The sequence below is a fragment of the Larkinella sp. C7 genome (assembly GCF_006149005.1).
Lineage (GTDB): Bacteria > Bacteroidota > Bacteroidia > Cytophagales > Spirosomataceae > Larkinella.
In genome coordinates this window covers 1-19,472 of record NZ_VBSL01000023.1, presented here as the reverse complement: position 1 = coordinate 19,472, position 19,472 = coordinate 1, and the positions used below count along the sequence as shown (strand labels likewise).

Annotated in this window: 14 protein-coding genes; 2 read left to right on the top strand and 12 right to left on the bottom strand. The window is 53.2% G+C overall.

Annotated features, from left to right (window positions below; translation table 11 throughout):
• Positions 1 to 115: 115 nt before the first annotated feature.
• A complete protein-coding gene (gldA, locus tag FH871_RS29700; RefSeq protein WP_138994983.1) occupies positions 116 to 1,057 on the top strand; it encodes a gliding motility-associated ABC transporter ATP-binding subunit GldA in 942 nt (313 codons plus the stop codon).
• A 112-nt stretch (positions 1,058 to 1,169) separates the two neighbouring features.
• On the opposite strand, the gene FH871_RS29695 is transcribed toward gldA, so the two are convergent.
• The 12 genes from FH871_RS29695 to FH871_RS29640 form a co-directional block, all read right to left on the bottom strand.
• The gene (locus tag FH871_RS29695) at positions 1,170 to 1,706 is read right to left on the bottom strand and encodes a DUF4136 domain-containing protein (protein WP_114406811.1); all 537 of its coding nucleotides are present in this window, start codon (positions 1,704 to 1,706) and stop codon (positions 1,170 to 1,172) included.
• Between the two features lie 136 nt (positions 1,707 to 1,842).
• A complete protein-coding gene (gene aroB / locus FH871_RS29690; protein ID WP_138994982.1) occupies positions 1,843 to 2,868 on the bottom strand; it encodes a 3-dehydroquinate synthase in 1,026 nt (341 codons plus the stop codon).
• Positions 2,869 to 2,943: 75 nt separating this feature from the next.
• Positions 2,944 to 4,092: a histidinol-phosphate transaminase gene (locus tag FH871_RS29685; protein WP_138994981.1), complete on the bottom strand. Its 1,149-nt coding sequence runs from the start codon at positions 4,090 to 4,092 to the stop codon at positions 2,944 to 2,946.
• 31 nt (positions 4,093 to 4,123) lie between these two features.
• The gene (locus tag FH871_RS29680) at positions 4,124 to 4,624 is read right to left on the bottom strand and encodes a hypothetical protein (protein ID WP_138994980.1); all 501 of its coding nucleotides are present in this window, start codon (positions 4,622 to 4,624) and stop codon (positions 4,124 to 4,126) included.
• Between the two features lie 24 nt (positions 4,625 to 4,648).
• Positions 4,649 to 6,115, bottom strand: a complete 1,467-nt coding sequence (locus tag FH871_RS29675; RefSeq protein WP_138994979.1) for a SusD/RagB family nutrient-binding outer membrane lipoprotein — start codon at positions 6,113 to 6,115, stop codon at positions 4,649 to 4,651.
• A gap of 21 nt (positions 6,116 to 6,136) precedes the next feature.
• The gene (locus FH871_RS29670) at positions 6,137 to 9,307 is read right to left on the bottom strand and encodes a SusC/RagA family TonB-linked outer membrane protein (protein WP_138994978.1); all 3,171 of its coding nucleotides are present in this window, start codon (positions 9,305 to 9,307) and stop codon (positions 6,137 to 6,139) included.
• A 698-nt stretch (positions 9,308 to 10,005) separates the two neighbouring features.
• Positions 10,006 to 10,581 (bottom strand): helix-turn-helix domain-containing protein, encoded by a 576-nt coding sequence (locus FH871_RS29665; RefSeq protein ID WP_138994977.1) that lies wholly within the window; start codon positions 10,579 to 10,581, stop codon positions 10,006 to 10,008.
• Between the two features lie 175 nt (positions 10,582 to 10,756).
• Complete coding sequence (locus FH871_RS29660; protein WP_138994976.1) at positions 10,757 to 13,036, bottom strand: S9 family peptidase; 2,280 nt, start codon at positions 13,034 to 13,036, stop codon at positions 10,757 to 10,759.
• Between the two features lie 144 nt (positions 13,037 to 13,180).
• On the bottom strand, positions 13,181 to 13,987 hold the full coding sequence (locus FH871_RS29655) for a molybdopterin-dependent oxidoreductase (RefSeq protein ID WP_138994975.1): 807 nt from the start codon (positions 13,985 to 13,987) through the stop codon (positions 13,181 to 13,183).
• 16 nt (positions 13,988 to 14,003) lie between these two features.
• Positions 14,004 to 14,696, bottom strand: a complete 693-nt coding sequence (locus FH871_RS29650; protein WP_138994974.1) for a cytochrome b/b6 domain-containing protein — start codon at positions 14,694 to 14,696, stop codon at positions 14,004 to 14,006.
• On the bottom strand, positions 14,693 to 16,858 hold the full coding sequence (locus FH871_RS29645; protein ID WP_138994973.1) for a S46 family peptidase: 2,166 nt from the start codon (positions 16,856 to 16,858) through the stop codon (positions 14,693 to 14,695). The genes FH871_RS29650 and FH871_RS29645 overlap by 4 nt, the downstream gene beginning before the upstream one ends.
• 40 nt (positions 16,859 to 16,898) lie before the next feature.
• A complete protein-coding gene (locus FH871_RS29640; protein WP_138994972.1) occupies positions 16,899 to 18,245 on the bottom strand; it encodes an NAD(P)/FAD-dependent oxidoreductase in 1,347 nt (448 codons plus the stop codon).
• Positions 18,246 to 18,410: 165 nt separating this feature from the next.
• Here FH871_RS29640 and FH871_RS29635 point away from each other — a divergent pair.
• Positions 18,411 to 19,472, top strand: a 1,062-nt coding sequence (locus FH871_RS29635; RefSeq protein WP_229317713.1) for a TonB-dependent receptor, incomplete at its 3' end; no start/stop codon positions are given.

The following is a 19,472-nucleotide window of genomic DNA, read 5'->3' as shown; positions in this document are numbered from 1 at the left end:
AAAATAAAAATTGTTTTTGGTATTAAAAGCGGTTTTCCAAAAACGCCGTTAATAGAGGGACTTCGCATTGTTTTTTTACCTTGCACACTGTCTCTTTGCATTTTCGTATTGACCGATGTCCATTCTGGTACAAAACCTGACCAAACTCTACGCCCGAAACGGCGAAACGGCCCAGCGCGCGGTCGATGGGATTTCTTTTTCCGTTCAGCCGGGTGAGATTGTGGGATTTCTGGGTCCCAACGGAGCCGGGAAGTCCACGACGATGAAAATTGCAACGGCGTATCTGCCCCCTACCGAAGGCACGGTTGTGGTGAATGGCTTTGACGTCCGCACGAATTCAATCGATGTACGGCGAAGTTTGGGCTATCTGCCGGAGCATAACCCACTCTACCTCGACATGTACGTGAAGGAGTTTCTGCACTTCGCGGGATCGCTCCACGGTTTGCGGGGTTCTGCACTGAGCCGGCGGGTCACGGAGATGATCGGATTGGTGGGGCTGGACCTGGAACAGCGCAAGAAAATCGGCCAGTTATCGAAAGGCTACCGGCAGCGCGTCGGGCTGGCACAGGCGCTGATTCACAACCCGCCCGTTCTGATTCTGGATGAACCCACCACGGGACTTGACCCCAATCAGCTCACGGAAATCCGTCAGGTGATTCGGGAAGTGGGCCGCGAAAAAACCGTGTTGTTTTCAACCCACATCATGCAGGAAGTCGAAGCCCTCTGCGAGCGGGTCATCATCATCAACCGGGGCCGGATTGTGGCGGATGGGCAATTGAGTCAGTTGCGGGAAACGTCCGATGGTTCGGTCGCTGTTGTGGCCGAATTCGAGCGGGATCTGGAGGATATTTCGGTCCTGAACACGCTTCCTGGTATTCTGCGCATCGAGGCACTGGGCGAAAACCGCTACCGGCTGACGGCCCACCAGGACAGCGACCTGCGAGCGGCTGTTTTCCGGTTAGCTGCCGACAAAAACCTGACCCTCGTCGGGCTGAAACAGCAGGAAAGTAATCTGGAAGGGGTGTTTAAACAGTTGACAACACCAACCAATCAATAACGAATAATGAACGCTGAATAGCGAATAACGAAGTGGCACTGCCTCTTTATTTCGTTATTCGCTATTCAGCGTTCATTATTCGTTATTCAATTCTCATTAGTTAACTTTTACTTCACTTTCGGGCAGACGCCATCAGCGGATACTGGTCGAAGATGGATCGGACAATGCCTTTGAAGTAATTATTCTTGAAGTTCGGATTTCGGGTTACGCGGGATGCGTAGCCTTTCCAGATCACCTGATAGGTATCGGCGTCGATCAGGGAAATCATCAGTGTTCCTTCGTCGAGGTTGTAATCGATGCGCTTGTAGGTTGCGTCGCCGTCTTCACTCACCACCCAGTCCTTGATAACCGGTTGCTGATAGCCTCTGAAACGCAGATCGTTGCGGAAAATATTGTAGGAAATCAGCAGGTTGGGGCCCCGGTTTGCCACTTTATAGCCCCTTGCTTCCATTTGGTGACGAATGGCTTCCTGAATGTCCGAGCAGAGCAGGGTGGAGTCGATGTACTCACATTCCAGAAAGTTAAAAGATTCATAGTTTTTAAAATGCCCTTCGTAGCTGTAATCGTGCTCAACGAATAATTTCCCAGGCATGCATCCGGCCAGCGAAACCACAGCCAGTAACACAAGAACGCCGATAAAATGTTTCATAAACGGACTGTTTAACAGGGTTGTAAATTTGAATCGTATAGACAAACTGGTTAAAAATGAATGGTACTATTGGTATAGTAAGTGTCTAGCTATAAGGTTCAAAAAACCGCTTCAACGGCCCTGCTTACAGACTAGTTTAGGTTCGATAGTAATCCAATGCCCGGCGCATTTCTGCTTTCGTCACCAACACATCGTAGGTGCAACTTCCCGGTCCATCCAGCAAAGCCATCCGAACCTCGCCGTTGCGGTTTTTCTTGTCCTGCAACGTCAGCTTCAACACCGGCTCCAGGTCGGCATCCGTCAGTTTGACACGGCCATAGATGGAAAACAGGTACTCTTCAATCTGCTCCAGCAATCCGGTTTCGATCAGTCCTTTGCGTTTGGCAATAAAAGCTTCGGCAATCATACCGGCGGCAATGGCTTCACCATGCAGCAACCGGCGTTTGGGATCGGCCAGAAAATGGGTTTCAAGCGCATGTCCCAGCGTGTGTCCGAAGTTTAATACTTTACGTATTCCCTTCTCGTTTGGATCTTGCTCGACAATATTTTTTTTCACGCCCACCGAATGCGCCACCAGATCATTCCAGTCCTGCTGGTGCAGATCCCGGCGACGGATGACGTTCCATTTGGCCGCGTCGGCAATCAGGCAATGTTTGATGATTTCGGCAAAACCCGACCGCAACTCCAACTCCGGTAAGGTTTGAAAGAAAACGGTGTCGATCAGAACGGTTTCCGGTAGTTTGAAGACCCCAATATGGTTTTTAAATCCGTGAAAGTCAATACCTAACTTTCCGCCCACACTCGCATCCACCTGCGACAACAAGGTGGTCGGAATCTGAATAAAATCGATGCCCCGCTTGTAGGTAGCGGCACAAAAACCGCCTAAATCCCCAATTACGCCCCCTCCGAGATCAATCAGCAGGGCGTGACGGTCAAATTGGGCGTCGGTCAGGGCCTGCCAGACGGTTTCGCAAGTCGCTAAATTCTTGAATTCTTCCCCCGCCCGAACCGTAATAATCTTATGTTTCGGTAAAAAATTTTTTATCGCCGGATAGCAAAGGCGCTTGGTATTTGCATCGGCCAGAACCGCAATGGCCGAATAATTGTGCTGCTTTAGGAAAGCTGGCAAGCTTTCGGCCAGGGATGAAATATGAACGGACATAGGTGGTTATATAGAAAATCGCTCCCAAAGGTAAGCCTTCGGAAGCGATTTCAAGGTACGAAAGTCCGTAGGTACTTACGAAATAACTTTCAGCGCGTCGGCGAAGTATTTCATTTGATCCATCGTCCCGAGGCTCACACGGCACCAGAACTGACCGTCAAATTTCCACTGCCGAACGCTCACGCCGTTTTCCATCATTTTCTTGGTGAAATCGTCGCCCTTCATCCGGATCGGGAACAACACGAAGTTGGTGCCGGATGGCAGGTAGGTGTAGCCGTTTTGCTTCAGCGTAGCATACAGAAATTCGCGGGCTTCCAGTCCTTTGCCCAGCGAATATTTGATAAATTCTTCGTCTTTGTAACACGCCAGTGCAGCCCGTAACGTGGTCATGCTCAGGTTACCGGCTCCTCCACCCCATTTCGAGATGGCTTTCAGCGTATCCGGCTGACCCACCATGTAGCCCATCCGCAAACCGGCCATGCCGTAGATTTTCGAGAACGTTTTGGCCACCATCACATTCTGGCCTTTTTTGATATTCTCGATCACCGTGTATTTCTTCGGATCGCCGGTGTAGTGAATGTAGGCTTCATCCACGAATACCGGTTTTTTCGCCGAAACGCGGTCCACAAAGGCCCGCAGGCTTTCCGGGTTGATCGTGACGCCCGTCGGGTTGTTGGGATTACAGATGTAAACCAGACCGGTTTTGTCGTTGACCTTCTTCTCCATTTCTTCCAGATTGTGGTCGTATGAACCGCTGGTCAGGGGCACTTTGTCCCACGTCATGCCATGCATCACAGCCGCCCGAACGAGTTGTTCGTAGGTAGGGTCGGCCGACAGCACGCTGCTGCCCGGACTGGCATAGGCATACTGCAAAGCCGTAGCGTGCAGCAACGCGCCCGAACCCGCCGAAAGCAGGATTTGCTCCGGTGCCACCCCTTCCTCATCCGCAATCATTTTCTGCAACTGTGCGCCGTAAGAAAACGGATACAAAAAGCCATCCGAAGCGGCTTCGTTGATCGCTTTCAGCGCCTTTGGCGATGGACCATACGGATTTTCGTTGGCCGACAAACGTGCTTTCAGCGCACCTTTGGGAGCCGTTGGCGGTAAGGCACCGGCTGGCGCAGCCTTGTCCAGCCAGGGTTCACAATACGCGGCCGGGGCTGCGGCTAAACCGACACCCGCGAGCAATCCGGACCGGAGCCATTCACGACGATTAAGAGACATAATAAAGAAGTGGTTAGATGTTTGTTTTCATTTAATTTATCCCCTGAACCCGCGACAAACGGGAAAAAGCCTGGCCTTTGTGTTCGCCCATCCAGGTCAGCGACACACTGCTGCCGACGGCGGGCGCTGCAATACCGAGTTCGGCCCAGGTTTTGGTGAGCGTGGCTTTGCCGGTTGCATCGGTTTTCAGATCGGCAATCGCCGTCATGACGGTCGCCGTACCTTTCACCTCGCGTTTCATCAACTTGATGGTCAACGACGCTACCGGAATGGAGTCGATGCCCACCTTATAGTCCAGAATACCGCTTTTGTCCAGTTCCAGAATTTTCACGGTCATCACGACCGGTGCGGTGATTTTCTGCGTCACCACCGGTTCAGCGGTTTGCCCCCCCCCATCGGAAGCGCCATCGACCAGCACCAGAACCGGCGCAACGACGCGATCGACAAAAGGATCTTCCGTTTTTTCGCACCCGGCGAGCAAGCTGCTTACGACCGTTAATCCACTTAAAATAAGGTATTTATAGCTCTTCATACGCATTTTCATGGTTAATTATAATTATTTCTCAACCCACCACAATTTGGACTTCATATCGTCGGCTCCACCGAGCAGGGATATGCCCTTATCCAGACTCGCTTTGTTCAGGGAGTACTCCGAAGTGGGGTATTTCAGGCGGGTTGGCAAAACGCCATCGTTCGAGAAAACCGACCGGGAATCCTTCGCGGGCAGCACCGGCAGACCCGTCCGGCGGTACTCCGTCCAGGCTTCGATGGCTTGTCCGAACAACGAAATCCATTTCTGCTCCATGATGGTCGTTTTGGTAGCGGTTCCTACTTTGGCCAGATAACCGGCAGGTACCGTCAACCCGTATTGGTCGAACGAAGCGGTGATGCCTTTCTCCAGATACGTCTGCGCACTGCCCGTGATGTCGCCATCCGCAGCGGCTTCGGCCAGAATCAGGTTCAGTTCCGAAAACGTCATGATGACGGCCGGGGCCGTTGGGGCCGTAAAATACGTTCCCAGTAAGGAACTCGTTCCGAGGTAGGCCGTGGCAACCGCATCGGGCAATCCGTTGGCGTGGCCTTCGTATTTACCGGCTTTGTTGGGCTGCGCATAGACCGTAATCCGGCTGTCACCCAGTTCATTCAGCCGGTCGGCCAGGGTTTTACTGATGTTCCAGTCGGTCCGGCCGTCCTGAATCATCACCTGGTGCCACTCGTTGTTGCTCGGTAACACGGCGGAGTTGGTCAGTTTGGCATTGTCGGCATTGCTCGTAAAAATTGGATAGGTCGTTGCGTTGCCCAGAATCTCGGCCATAACGGCTTTCGACTCCGCCGATTTTTTTACAGCCTGACGGTTTGCCAATCGCAAGCGCAGCGAATTGGCAAACTTCTTCCATTTCAGAATGTCACCACCGTACAGAATATCACCGGCAATGGCCGGGCCCGTCACGCTCAACTTCTCGTTGGCGGTTTTCAGGTCTTTCAGCAAACCGGCATACACCGTTTCGACCGGATCGTAAACCGGCGTGTAATTGGGTGTCTCCGCCGTGCCTTTCAGGGCTTCGGTATACGGAATGGGGCCGTAGACATCGGCCAGCAACGAAAATACCCACGACCGCATCACCAGTGCCACGCCTTCGTAATTGGCATTTTCGAATTTGCCGCCCGGTCCGGCCAGCGTAATGATCCGCTGGTAGTTTACCTGAGCGTCGTTGAAAAATCCTTTCCAGTTGTTGGTGTAAAAACCAACCGAAACTTCGTAGTTATCCCCCTCGTTCGAGTAGATGTTGCGGGTCAGATACTGCATCCAGCACATGGCCCCATCCAGATTCAAACGCTCAAAGCGAGTCCGGACGCCCCAATAGCGGTCAACGGACGCTTCGAGGGCATAGGGCAACAGATACTGGGGGCTGATGGCGGTCGGATCGTTCGGGCTGACGTTCATTTCGTCAAACTCCGACGTGCACGAACCCGCCAGCGTCATCAAACCGATACTCACAAAAAGTGCTTTTATGATCTTCATAGTCAAATCGTTTGGTCGGAATTAAAAGGACAGACTCAGGTTGGCACCGATGCTGCGCGAGCTCGGCAATTCGCCGTAGGCAAATCCCTGCTGGTTGGCCCCGAACCGGTCCACTTCAGGATCGACGTGGGTGGTATTTTTGAACAGCATCGCCAGGTTGCGGCCCACCAGAGAGATCTTGGCCGAGCGGATTTTGACCCGGTTCAGGAAACCCGCCGGTAGCTGGTAGCCAATCGTAGCCTCGCGGAGTTTGACGTAGCTGCCGTCGTAAATCGACGCTTCGTGGTAGCTGCGCGGGTTGTTGTAGGCAATGAGGGTTTTAGCCGGTACAATCACCGTGTTGGGGACGTAGTTCGGTGCTTCGGCCGTTCCGGCGTTGTAAACGCCTTTGCCAATCACGCCTTCTTCGCGGCCCACGGCGGTTTCTTCATACTGACCCGTCCAGCGGGCGGTTCCGGTGCCTTCGTCGAAGAAGTCCCCCCCCCATTTCACATCCACCAAAGCCGAAACCGAGAAGCCTTTGAAGGTCAGGCTATTCAACCAGCCACCCGTCCATTTCGGCTGCACATTGCCCAGCGTGCGGGGCGTGGTCGAAATCACCGGCAAGCCATTGGCATTGTAAATCCGCTGTCCATCGGGGGCTTTTTCAAACCCGGTTCCGAAGAAACTGCCGTACGGCTGTCCTACCCGCGCTTCCGTGATCAATCCCTGCCGGGTGGCCAGGGTGTAGGTCGTCAGCCCTTCGGCCAGTTCGAGCACTTTGTTGCGGTTGCGGGAGAAGTTCAGGGTCGTTTCCCAGCTAAAACCGGTGGCGGTTTTGACGGGCGTACCGGTCAGCACCACTTCAAGGCCTTTGTTGGAGATTTTACCGGCGTTGAGAACGCGGGAGTTGTAACCGCTTGATTTCGAGATCTCAACGGCCAGAATCTGATCGCGGGAGAGCTGATCGTAATACGTTACGTCCAGGCCAATCCGACCTTTCAGGAAGCGGACGTCAAGCCCCAGCTCGGTTCCGGTCGTAATTTCCGGCCGCAGCGTGGAGTTGGCAATCTGGGTGTTTTCATAAAACTCCGGGGTCGATCCCGCCCAGGAAGTTCCGGCTCGGAACGTTTGCAGCAACTGGTAGGGCAACGCATCGTTTCCAACCTGCGCCCAGCTCGCCCGAATTTTACCGAACGAAATCACATTGCTTTGGACGTTGAACAGATCGGTGATCACCGCACTTCCCGATATAGACGGGTAGAAATACGATCGGTTGTTTGAAGGCAGCGTGCTCGACCAGTCGTTACGGGCTGTGGCGTTCAGAAAGAGCGCGTTTTTGTAGCTTACTTCCAGCGATCCGAATACGCTGTTGACCTGCGACTTTTCAATCGCGCTCTGGGCCGTGTTCCGGCTGGGGTTGGCGTTGGAAGCATTGTAGAGGCCGTCGACAACCAGTTCGCCCACGGCGAGCGAATTGCGTTTGTAATAGTTCGTCCGGGAGATTGCACCGACCTGGATGTTGGTCGAAAAATTGGAATTAAGGGCTTTGTTGAACGTCAGGATGGCATCGTGGTTGGTTTCCTGACGACGCAGAATTTCTTCCGTGAAAGCACCGGGCGTCCGGTTTCCGTTCCGAACCCGCTCGAAATTGTTGACACTGATCCGCGTATCGGTCCAGACATCGGTTCCACTCCGGACCATCAGACTCAGCGACGGAAGGATTTTGTAGTTCAGCGCGATGTTGCCCACCAGCCGGTCTTTTTCGTTGTTAGACGGCAGCAGTTCCGAAGAATAATACGGGTTGGTGAAGAACGTGTGCTGCCAGTTCGGGGGATCAGTATCGGCGGGTTTGCCGGGCAGGGCCCGCTGGATGTGAACATCGGTGTAATCCCGCCAGTTGCGCAGCTTGGTGTAATCCGTTTGACGGTGCGCCCAGATAAACTCTTGACCACTGCTGTAGCTCCGGTTACCACCCGATTTGATGTATTCCGCCGAAACCGTTGCACTAAATTTCGGGGTGAAGTTATAGGCGGAATTAAATTTGAAGTTATTCCGGTAGAAGTCGTTGTAGTAAATCAGTCCTTTCTGATCGAGCCGACCGGCCGACAAGCGAAAGCTTCCTTTGTCATTCCCGCCCGAAACCGCTACGCTGTTCGTAATGGTCTGTCCGGTTTGCCAGAAATCTTCCCAGTTGTTGGGGTTGGGTGTCAGCGGAGCCACTTCCTTGCCCGACCACCAGTGCCGAACCAGCCGACCGTCCATCGGACCGCCCCAGCTTTCGTCGGTGCCTTCGGTGCCGGTCAGCGGAGCCGTTGGATAAGCCGCCCGGTATTGCTGAATTTCGAGCGGATCGGTAATGGCGCCCGACCAGCCGTCGTTGTACCAGGTGCGGTAGCCATTTCCGCCCCCGTAGGTGTTCTGGAATTGGGGTTTGATCCACGGGCGTTCAAACGTGACGTTGGAGTTGATTTCAACGCCGATGCCTTTCGTTCCCGCTCCATTTTTGGTCGTAATCAGAATGACCCCGTTAGCCGCCCGTGATCCGTAGAGAGCAGCCGCATTCGGGCCTTTCAAAATACTCATTTCCTTGATGTTATCCGGGTTCACTTCCGAAATGCCGGAACCGTACGTTTTGTCGAAGGATTGCTGAATCGGTACACCATCGACTACAATCAGCGGCTGGTTATTGCCCGAAACCGACGATGCACCCCGAATCTGGATGGTGGAACCGCTGCCCGGCCCGCCGTTGGAGCTAACCCGCAAACCCGCCACTTTACCGGACAAGACGTTGACGACGTTGGACGAACGCGCTTCGGTGAGCGCCGTGCCTTTGATTTCCTGCACCCCGTAGCCGAGCGATTTTACTTCTTTCTCTACCCCAAAAGCCGTTACAACGACCTCAGACAGCGACTTGACGTCCGTTTTTAGGGTTAAATCGAGGGTAGAGCGATTGCCGATAGCGATTTCTTCGGTCAGAAAACCGATGGAGCTAATGATAATGGTTGCGTTTTCGGAGGGAACTTTCAGGGTAAACTTGCCCTCATTGTCGGTGGTCGTTCCGGTCGTACTGCCTTTCACGACGACATTGGCCCCGGGGAGAGGTCCTTCTTCTGCCGCCAGAATGGTACCGGTAAGCGTACGTGTCTGGGCCGTAGCAACCACTACCGACAACCAGATCATCCCTACTAGCAATAGTAGCGTTTTCCTCATAATTAGCTAGGTTAACAAAGTGCATTAATTAAAGATGGATAGTTGAACGCGTCCATTGTCATGCAAACCCGGAGCGTTGGACGGCCGGACACTGGCCGCTTCGCCGAACCGCCCTCCGCAACCGGGCGCATGACAATGACTGACAATTCGGATTGGCTCCGGATTCAGTGCTTTGTCCGAACTTTCTGGTGCTGTTTTGGTCCGAATGGACAAAGCAAAACCGTGCCGGCCAGATTGTCGGTAATTGGTTTGATTAAGGCTAAACGGAATGGTTGAACTGCGCTGAATTGCTCAGGCAGCGAACCCGGACCCTCCCTGCTCCATGCAGGAAATGCGTGATCCGGTCAGGGCTTTCCGGTAGTGCGGCCAGCGGATTGCCCTGTAGAAAGAAAGAAGTCACTGTGGTTTGTCGATAAATCAAAAGTAAGCAAAACAATATATTTGCCAAATTAAATTGTCACTTTTTTAAGTATATACGTATAAAATTTTCAAAAAAATATCATTTGCCAAATGTAACCATTGGTAACGTAAAATTATTTCTCCTTAAAATCCAACTTTCTAATCCTCTATTTAGCAGTATATACAATCAAATGATTAAGCGTACACTAAGAGCCAAAAATGAACCTATGAGCAACAAAAAGCAACATACTACCCCGTAATAGCCCTGGTTTTCACGAAAAATGGGTACACTTCGCACGCTAGCGTAGAATGGGAAATCCAATCGAATATACTTTGTCAATTCCCCGCCTGACCTGAAAGGTGGCAATCAGAATGATGATTGAATTTAAGATGTAGAAGCCGACGATAATGGCAGAGACCAATAGCGGAGAAAAGGCGAAACCATGTCCAAAGAAAACATTTAAGACCAAACCGAAAACAAGACCAAACGTGACAAACGTCCAGGTAATCTGGAAATTGATGATGCGTCGGCCCAGTTCATTGACGTCTTTCACTCTGTCGCGCTTCATGACCCAGAGCGCGAGCGGAATAAAAATATTGCCCAGTGGAATGACCCAGAAAGAAAGTGCCGACAGATTCATCAACTGCAAAAAACCGGTATCTTCTTCTTTCGTAAAATCCTGGAAATTCTCGACAGGGGTTTCCAGGGCTTTGGCAATCAGGCGGAGCGTCTGCCCGCGCGGTTCAGTTTTCCCGCTTTCAATTCGCTGCAACGTCCGCAGGTTGATCGATGCATGCTCAGCGAGTTCTTCCTGAGAAAACCCTTTGTTTTTTCTCAGTGACCCAATTTTTTCGGCTAATAGTCCCTTGCTCATTGTTCAGTTTTTGAACAAATGTAAATCCGAAGCCGTCTGAGTCTGCCGGTTTTATGCCGACATTTCTACGGCATTTGTGCCTTTTTGGATAGAAACACGGATTGGACGGATGCTGCGGATTTCCACGGATAAAATCTGTTTCAATCCGCGGCATCCGGTCAATCCGCGTTCCTATCTATTGCCGGTTGTTCTTTTCGCCGATATACCGCTCGAAAAACTCGTAAATCCGCAGCATCCGGTCAATCCGCTGCCGAACGTTCCCCGACCGGCTCATCTCGTGCGTACCACCGGGCATCCGAACGTATTCGACCGGGCGACCCAGTATTTTCAGGCTTTTATAGAGCATTTCACTCTGGATGACGCCCGTCCGCAGATCGTTTTCACCGTGTTTGATCAACAGGGGCGTTTTGATGTTTTCGACAAACGTGTACGGCGAATTGGCTTCCAGCGTTTCTGCAACCTGCTTTTGCCACGGATAGCCCCCGAAATAGTTCGGAACCAGCCGCCACGCGTTGCCTTCGCCCATGAAGGTCGTGAGGTCATACACCCCACGCTGTGAAAAAGCGGCTTTGAAGCGGTTGTCGTGGGCCACAATCCAGGCCGTCAGATAGCCCGCATACGAACCGCCCGTAATCACCTGCCGACTCGTATCGACCCAGGCTTCTTTGGCGGCATCGGTCGCGGCTGCCAGCACGTCTTCGGTCGGGCCGGCTCCCCAATCCTTGACGTTGGCGCGTTGAAAATCAATCCCGTAGCCGCCCGATCCTCGCGGATTGGCATACACCACGCCGTAGCCCTGCGAACAGAAATACTGAAATTCGTGCCACATCGACGCTTCGCCGGGTCCCCACATCGCCGTTGGGCCACCGTGCATGTTGAGCAGCAAGGGGTATTTCTTAGTAGAAGCAGACGCTTCGTTTGCCGCAACCGCCGTGGGCTTCATAATCCAGTACTCGATCGTCTGCCCTTTCGAATTTTTATAGGTCCGTTTTTCCGGAAAACTCAACGCTTTTCCGGCCACCCAGTCGTTGTGATTGCTCAGTTTAACCGCATTGGCGGTAAGCGTTTTTTGTGTGGTAGCACCTGTAAAAGCTCCCATATACAGTTCCGACGGATTGGCGACGGCGGTTTTGGCAAACACCACCTGATCACCCGCCAGATCGAACGCGCTGATTCCACTGTCGAAATCCGACAACTGCGTCACCTGCTTCGTGGCCGGATCAAGCCGGTAGAGCGGCACCCCGCCGTTCGATGAGGCCGTAAAAAATACCGCATAGGCCGTTGTCGCGGGGCCTTTTTTCTTTTTCGAACCCGCCACCGACACCGCTCCCCATTTCAGGTTGCCGGCCGCCCGGTCGAAGGCAACCACCTGCAAATCAGAAACCGACGTACCGTTCAGGGCGGCCATGGCAAGCTGCCCGGCATTAACGCCCTGCGCCGAATTGGTCAGCAAAACCAACTGGCGACCATCGGGCGAAACCGAGGGCGAGAAATACGTTTTCCCGGCTTCCGACAACAGGCTAATCCGTTTGCCCGACCCATCGGCTGCCAGCCAGATCAGTGCGGCATCCTGCTCCCGGTCGGGGTGCCTGAGTGTGTCGCGGTCGGTTACGGCCAGAATCCCCTGGCCGTCGGGCATCCAGACCGGGGCCTGAAACGAATAAAAACCGTGTGTCAACGGTTTCGGCGTCGCATTCTCCTTAACCTCGACCGCATACAGGTGTGTAAAGCTCAGCTCGGGTTCGGTGGTCGATTCGCCCTGAAAATTGAGCCGGTTGATGACTTTCGCTTTTTTATCCTCCACATCCTTGTTCAGATAGGCCCGGATTTCGGCCAGCGATCCGTCGGGATTCGCCTTCACGGTTTTGTCCGGTTTGATAAATTCATTGGTGGCGAAACCCGGTTTTTCCAACGACCAGGCCGGCACGGTTTTCCCCCGGTTCAGCAGCGAATCTTTCAGCATGTCGGACAAGGAAGCGTTGGCTGTAAACAGAATCCGTTTGCCGTCCGGCGACCATTGCGGACTGGAAGCCCCGTAACTCAGTTTGGTCAACTGCCAGGCTTCGCCCCCATCGAGCGGCATCACAAAAATCTGCGATTTGCCTTTCACCGTCCGCACAAACGCAATCGACTTGCCATCGGGCGACCAGTCGGGCTGCCGGGCGCTTTCGCTGCCGTGGGTCAACGCTTTTGGATCACCAAACGGTGCGTCGCTACGCTTCAAGCCGGTTAAATAGATATGAGTCTTATACTCGTATTCTTCTTTTTTCTCGGCGTCCGGTTCAATCGTCGTCAGTGTATAAACCGCGTGTTTACCATCGGGCGATGTTTTAATACCGCTTACTTGTTTGATGCGGGTCAAATCGGTTACGGTGATCTTCTGTTTGCCGGTTTGGGCGTGAGCGTACGGAATCAACAGCCCGAAAGCGGCTGTGAGGAGGAGAATTTTCTTCATGAGTTTGTTTCTGAATGACTCCCGAAGATAACAAAAAGCCGATCTCTACCAACACCCCAAAGCCTGAAAGGCTATCATCACTAGCCCCGGATAACATCCGGGGAAGGCGTTATCCAACGGGGAAGGCGTTATCCAGTGGGGAATCTACAACCCGACGTGGTAATCATACCCGCGTTCGGCCCAGAAGTCGCGGGGGCGCTCGTCGCTGAACCAGAGGCTGCCGATGCGTTTCAGGTTTTTGACACCGTATTTCACCGGAATGATGAGACGCAGGGGCGCGCCGTGCAGATCAGTGAGCGGCTCGTCATTCATTTCGTAAGCCAGCATGGTTTGCGGATGCAGGGCGCTGGGCGTGTCGATGCCAACGTAATACCCACCATCGGGCGTTTTCATGCCGACGTACGGATACCACGCTTCCGAGCCGTCTTTCTGCCCCAACTGGTATTTTTTGGCAAATTCGGCAAAGTTTACCCCGCCCCAATGCTGAATCTGGCTCCAGCCCTCGATGCACTTGAACTCATAAATGATCTCCTGCTTGGGCAACGCTTTTAGCTCGTCGAGCGAAATCAACAGGGCTTTCCGGCCCGGTTGCTCCACTTTCAATCGCCAGGCGTCTTTATCGATCGCGCTCCGCAAACCGTCCCGGCCATTCACCCGCACGTTTTTAACCGCCCAGTCTTTCGGAAAAGTCGGTGCCAGATTTGCGTTGCTGAAATAGCCATTGGCCACCTCTTCATTCACCTTCAGCACCTCGCGGAACACCTTCGGCAACCCGGCTTCTTTGGGTTGTATTTTGATCCATTTCCAGAGGCTAAAGGGAATAACACCGGCCAGACCAAACAACGCGAACGCTTTTAGGGTCCGACGCCGGATCTGCTGCTCGGAGGTCAGCTCTTCGCGATGCGGCTTTTTTTCGGGAAGTTTTTCCTCGGTATCGTCAACAGGAGCCATAGTGGTTCAGGATTAGTCAGGCCGGGGTAGTCGGGGCTGGTGGTGTTTTTTCAGGCAGTTTCTTTTCGACTTCAAAACCGGTTACCATCGCCTGAAAATTGTTCCAGCCCGCCCGCACGACCTGAAAAATATGGATGACAAAAAACAGAACGTAGCCGATGGTCAGGATGAAATGCCACAGCCGGGCGTTTTCGTAGCCCCCCGTTAAGGTTGTCAGGCCCGAAAACTGTGTGGGTTTGTAAATCGCCAAACCGGTCAGCAGCGAGCCAATCCCCATCAAAAGAATGGCCGTGTAGGCAATCCGCTGCGCACCATTGTACTTCACCTGCGGAGGGGCGGTTTTACGAATGCCCAGATCGTGCAATGTTACCTGCCAGGCTTCCCGGAACGACCGTCGATTGGGCAGCAAAAACCGCCATTCGCCCGAAATAAAGGTATAGAGAACGTACAGAACCCCATTGATCGTGAACAGCCACATGAACACAAAATGCCACGACATGCCCTCGGCCAGCCGCCGACGCAGGTTCAGGGCCTGAATAAACCAGTTCGGAAAAAATTTGAACAGTACGGTATCGCCAATCTGGATTTTGTAGGGCTGGTAGGCCCAATAAATCAGCAATCCGCTCCAGATCATGATGACCAGAATCGGGAAGTTGATCCAGTGAAACCAGCGGATCGCCAGCGGGTGTTTGTGGATGATGCGCTTCATTTTCCGACGAGTTCTTTCACGAGCCGATCCGCTTTGTAGATGTAGCGCATCGCTGCCACAATGGCTCCCGTATTGACCGAAACCGTCCGGTTTTTATCGGGAACAAAAATGAAACTTCCCGGCAGGCTTTCCATGTTGCCGTCGAAAGCCAGCCCGACGGCTTCGCGGTTTTTGTTGATCAGCGGGCTACCCGAATTGCCACCAATGATGTCGTTCGTAGAGACAAAACACATCGACTGGCGCAGCAATTCGGCGGGGGGAGCCAGCCAGCGCTTGGGCAAGGCCCACGGAAATTTACCGTTGAAGGAATAATACCGGTCATACAAACCGGCAAAAGTGGTTTGATACGGCGCAACGGTTCCGTTGTACGGAAATCCTTTCACGATGCCGTCGTTGATCCGCAGCGAAAACGTCGCGTCGGGCGGGATACCAGTTCCGTAGACTTCATACAACAACCGCCCCAGGTTACTCCGCAACACCGTCTGCCGACCCGTAATGGCCTTCACGGCGGCTGATGCCTGCTGGTAGCGCGGCACCGAAATGCGCGAAAGCGCCAGCAACGGATCGTTGTCGGCGCTGATGGCCACCGGGCCTTTCGTCACCAGATCGTTCACATAACCCTGGTCGTTCAGTTTCGTGTTGTTCATCAAATAGGCAGCCGCTTCCTTGGGCGATTTGCCATTCAGGGCCGCTTTGATGTAAGGATCGTCGTTGCCCAAAGCCGCCTGAGCTTCGGTCAGGTGAGCCGCCAGATAGGCTTCTTCCAGCGCCCGGTCGGTGAGTTTGGGCGTTTCCAGCAGGTTTTTGATCTGCTCTGCCCGACCGGGATTCTGGCGGGCCGCGTCGGCATAGGTGATCAGCAAATGGGCAAACACCAGCAAATCACCCCGCGCCAGTTCGCTGGGCGACAGGTAGGTATTATCCTTGTAGTATTTCCGAAGATCGCCCACGTTGGTGGCAATGTTGTCCCAGAGTTTCAGGTTAATATCGACCTTCGATCCGGCAGCGCCATTGGCCGCGTCGCTCTTCTGGCCGGAACCGGTACTCACTTTAGCCTGTCCGCGCCCGCCTTCCAGCCGCTGGGCGTCGGCTTTGAACTGTTGCTCGAAAGCACCTTTCCGGGCCAGCAAATACGGATCGCGCAGGCCTTCCAACTGACCACCGTAAGCTTTCAGGCTGTTTTCGAAACTAAAAATTTCGTTCTGGATGCTGTCGCTTTTCGCCGTGGCGTTGTAAATCTGCAACGCATCGGCGCGGTTGCGGAGCAGTTGCAGGATGTACGGGATTTTCAGGTCGCGGTCAAATTCCAGTTCGGCCACGGTTTTCAGTCGCTCGGTGCTGCCCGGATTTCCGGTTACAAAAACCGGTTCGTTTTCTTTGATCCCGTTGGGATTGAACTTGAAGAAATGCGTCGTTTTCAGCGGTTTTCCATTGTCATACACCCGGAAAAAAGAAAAATCCAGCGCATACCGGGGATAGGTGAAGTTGTCGGGATCACCACCAAAAAAACCGAGTTGCAGTTCGGGCATCAACACCAGCCGGACGTCGTTATACCGTTTGAAACCGTACAGCGAATACCGCCCGCCGTTGTAGAACGTAATCGTTTGCAATTCAAGGCCTTTCCATTCCGCCTGGCTACCAAATTCCTGCTTGATGGTCGCAAATTCCCGCTCACGCATCTGCAATTGTTCGGCTTCGGATTTCCCCAATGCCATCGCGGCCTGTACGCGGGTGGTGATGTCTTCGATTTTCAGCAACTGATCGACGTACAGATTCTCCACTTTCCGTTCTTCGGCGAAGGTTTTGGCAAAAAAGCCCGTACTGTTCAGGTCTTCCCCTTTCCGCTGCACCCCCGTTCCCGACTCCCGCGCGCAGTGGTGATTGGTCATCACCAGACCATTCGCCGAAACGAACGACGCCGAGCAGTAATCGGCAAACCGCAGCGATGCCAGCCGCACTTCGTCAAACCATTTCTGGTCGGGCGTAAAACCGTATGTTTTCTGGAAATACTCCTGAGGTGGATTATCAAATGTCCACATCTTGCCCATATCGAACAGACCGGCTTTCACCGTATCGGGATTCAGAGTAGGTTGGGCAGAAGCCGTAAGTGAACCAACGACCAAAAAAGTAGCCAGCAGAATTCTAACAGAAGAATTTATCATAGTCAATCATTGAAATCACCATAATCATAGTCAGGCAATGTTAACCGATTTCATTCTTCATTACAAACTCTTCGGCGTCTTTGTCATCTTTTCTGACAAAAGGTCTGATGATCAGCCGGGTACCGCGCTCGTAAGTAAACAGGCGGTAAATCCAGTTGCTCAGGACGACCAGTTTGCTCCGAAAACCGATGAGGTAGTAAATATGGACAAACAGCCACGCTACCCACGCCACAAAACCGCTGAGGTGCAGATTGCCCGGCAAATCGGCGACGGCCCGAACGCGGCCAATGATCGCCAGGGAGCCTTTGTCAAAATAATCAAACGGGGTCATTTCCTCCTTGCGAATCAGCCGGCGCAGGTTTTTCGCCAGGTGCTGGCCCTGCTGAATGGCCGGTTGAGCCACGCCCGGATGCCCGTTCGGCCATTTTTCGCTTTTCATGAAAGCAATGTCGCCGATGGCAAAAATATCGCTGTATCCGGCCACCTGGTTGAATTCATTGACCGTTACGCGGCCCCCGCGCACAATACTTTCTTTCGGCAACCCATCGATGAGCGCGCCCGTGACGCCAGCCGCCCACACGACCGTCTGCGACCGGATTTGCTCCCCGGTTTTGAGCGTCACCACATCGCCGTCGTAGGAATCAACCAGGCTTTTCAGCTTGATGATCACCCCCATGTCTTCCAGGTATCTCTGTGTTTTGGCACTGGCCTCCGGCGACATCGGCGGCAAAACCCGGTCCAGTCCTTCGACCAGATAAATCTTCATCTTGCTGAAATCCAGCCCCGGATAATCGCCCGGCAGAACGTGTTTGCGCATTTCGGCCAGCGAACCCGCCATTTCGACACCCGTTGGTCCGGCGCCGACAATCACGAAATTCAGCAAGCTTTCCCGATTTTCGGGATCAACCGTAATGCTGGCCTGCTCGAACGACTGCAGCAACTGGCTGCGGAGGTTCAGTGCTTCCGGAATGGTTTTGAGTGAAAAGGAGTATTTCTGAACCTGCTCATTTCCGAAAAAATTAGCCTTCGTTCCCGTCGCAATGACCAGGTAATCATAGTGCAGATCACCAATCAACGTCTTCACGGTTTTTGCCACCGGATCGACGCCGAGAACCCGGACCAGCCGGAAGTGAAAATCCTCGTACTCTTCATCGAACATTTTGCGGATTGGCTCGGCAATGGCGTCAGGCTCCAGCCCGGCGGTAGCCACCTGATAGAGCAGCGGCCAGAAACCGTGGTAGTTCTGTTTATCGAACATCACAATCTGAAAGTCTTTGCCGTTCAGCTTTTTCACCAGATTGAGCCCGCCAAAACCGCCACCGATGACGACCACCCGCGGTTTGGTTGTTTCGGGAATATTGAGTGAAAGCTTATCAAATTTCAGCATGATCGTAGGGTTCTATCGAGTTGTTACGTTGGTAACTCTTCACCAGCGAAACTGTTAACTTCAGTCTCTGTTATACTTTTTGAATACCTTCTATCGTACTAACAAAGAATAAGCTCATTGAATGCCTGAATGAAGTATTTCTTCCTGTTTTATTTTGTGTTTTTGATGGTCGGTTTTATCGCCCTCGCCCAACCTTCTTCCACCCGGTCCGTCGCGACGGTGAGCGGCTATGTGCGCGAAAAAGGGAGCAGCGAAGCGCTCATTGGCGTCAATGTCTACCTGCCCGGCACCTCAACCGGCACGGTTACCAATACCTACGGTTTCTATTCGCTGACCATTCCCGTTCAGGACAGCCTGACGCTGTCGTTCTCTTTTGTCGGTTACGAGAGCATACAGGAAACCCTCCCCTTCCGGAAAAATACCGTGCTTGATGTTCAGTTGACGCCCGGTCGTTTGCTGTCGGAAGTGGTCGTCACCGGGAATCGCAGCGAAGAAAAAGTGAGCGAAAGTCCGCAAATGAGCACCATCGACGTTCCGGTGGCCCAAATCAAGAAAATACCGGCTTTTCTGGGCGAAAAAGACGTCCTGAAAGTGCTGCAACTCATGCCGGGCGTCCAGAAAGGCTCCGAAGGCAGCACCGGGATTTACGTCCGCGGGGGCGGCCCCGACCAGAACCTCATCATTGTCGATGACGCCATTGTGTACAACGCCAACCACCTCTTCGGTTTTTTCTCGGTTTTCAACGGCGATGCGCTCAAAAGCGTGGAACTGATCAAAGGCGGTTTTCCGGCGCGGTACGGCGGACGGCTGTCGTCGGTGATTGAGATGAATATGAAAGAGGGCAACAAGGAAAAACTCCACGGCGAAGGCGGCATTGGCCTGATTGCATCGCGGCTGACGCTGGAAGGCCCGCTGACCAAAAAGAAATCGGGGGCGGGGTCGTCGTCGTTTCTGGTGTCGGCCCGCCGGACGTACCTGGATTTTGTGGCCCGGCCCCTCATCAAACAGCAAACTGACGGACAGGTTGTGGCCGGATATTACTTCTACGATCTGAACGCCAAAGCCAACTACGATTTCGGGCCGAAAAACAAGCTGTACCTGAGCGGTTATTTCGGTCAGGATCGGTTTTATGTTGATGATCAGGAAACCGCCACCAAAATCAACCTCGACTGGGGCAACAGCACGGCGACGCTTCGCTGGAATCACCTGTTTTCGCAGCGGCTTTTT

Excerpts from the sequence above, each read along its gene's own strand:
- FH871_RS29655 (WP_138994975.1), bottom strand. The coding sequence starts at position 13,987 with ATGGCTCCTGTTGACGATACCGAGGAAAAACTTCCCGAAAAAAAGCCG.
- FH871_RS29665 (WP_138994977.1), bottom strand. The coding sequence starts at position 10,581 with ATGAGCAAGGGACTATTAGCCGAAAAAATTGGGTCACTGAGAAAAAAC.
- FH871_RS29645 (WP_138994973.1), bottom strand. The coding sequence starts at position 16,858 with ATGATAAATTCTTCTGTTAGAATTCTGCTGGCTACTTTTTTGGTCGTT.
- FH871_RS29640 (WP_138994972.1), bottom strand. The coding sequence starts at position 18,245 with ATGCTGAAATTTGATAAGCTTTCACTCAATATTCCCGAAACAACCAAA.
- aroB (WP_138994982.1), bottom strand. The coding sequence starts at position 2,868 with ATGTCCGTTCATATTTCATCCCTGGCCGAAAGCTTGCCAGCTTTCCTA.
- FH871_RS29685 (WP_138994981.1), bottom strand. The coding sequence starts at position 4,092 with ATGTCTCTTAATCGTCGTGAATGGCTCCGGTCCGGATTGCTCGCGGGT.
- FH871_RS29660 (WP_138994976.1), bottom strand. The coding sequence starts at position 13,036 with ATGAAGAAAATTCTCCTCCTCACAGCCGCTTTCGGGCTGTTGATTCCG.
- FH871_RS29675 (WP_138994979.1), bottom strand. The coding sequence starts at position 6,115 with ATGAAGATCATAAAAGCACTTTTTGTGAGTATCGGTTTGATGACGCTG.
- FH871_RS29680 (WP_138994980.1), bottom strand. The coding sequence starts at position 4,624 with ATGAAGAGCTATAAATACCTTATTTTAAGTGGATTAACGGTCGTAAGC.
- FH871_RS29695 (WP_114406811.1), bottom strand. The coding sequence starts at position 1,706 with ATGAAACATTTTATCGGCGTTCTTGTGTTACTGGCTGTGGTTTCGCTG.
- FH871_RS29670 (WP_138994978.1), bottom strand. The coding sequence starts at position 9,307 with ATGAGGAAAACGCTACTATTGCTAGTAGGGATGATCTGGTTGTCGGTA.
- gldA (WP_138994983.1), top strand. The coding sequence starts at position 116 with ATGTCCATTCTGGTACAAAACCTGACCAAACTCTACGCCCGAAACGGC.
- FH871_RS29650 (WP_138994974.1), bottom strand. The coding sequence starts at position 14,696 with ATGAAGCGCATCATCCACAAACACCCGCTGGCGATCCGCTGGTTTCAC.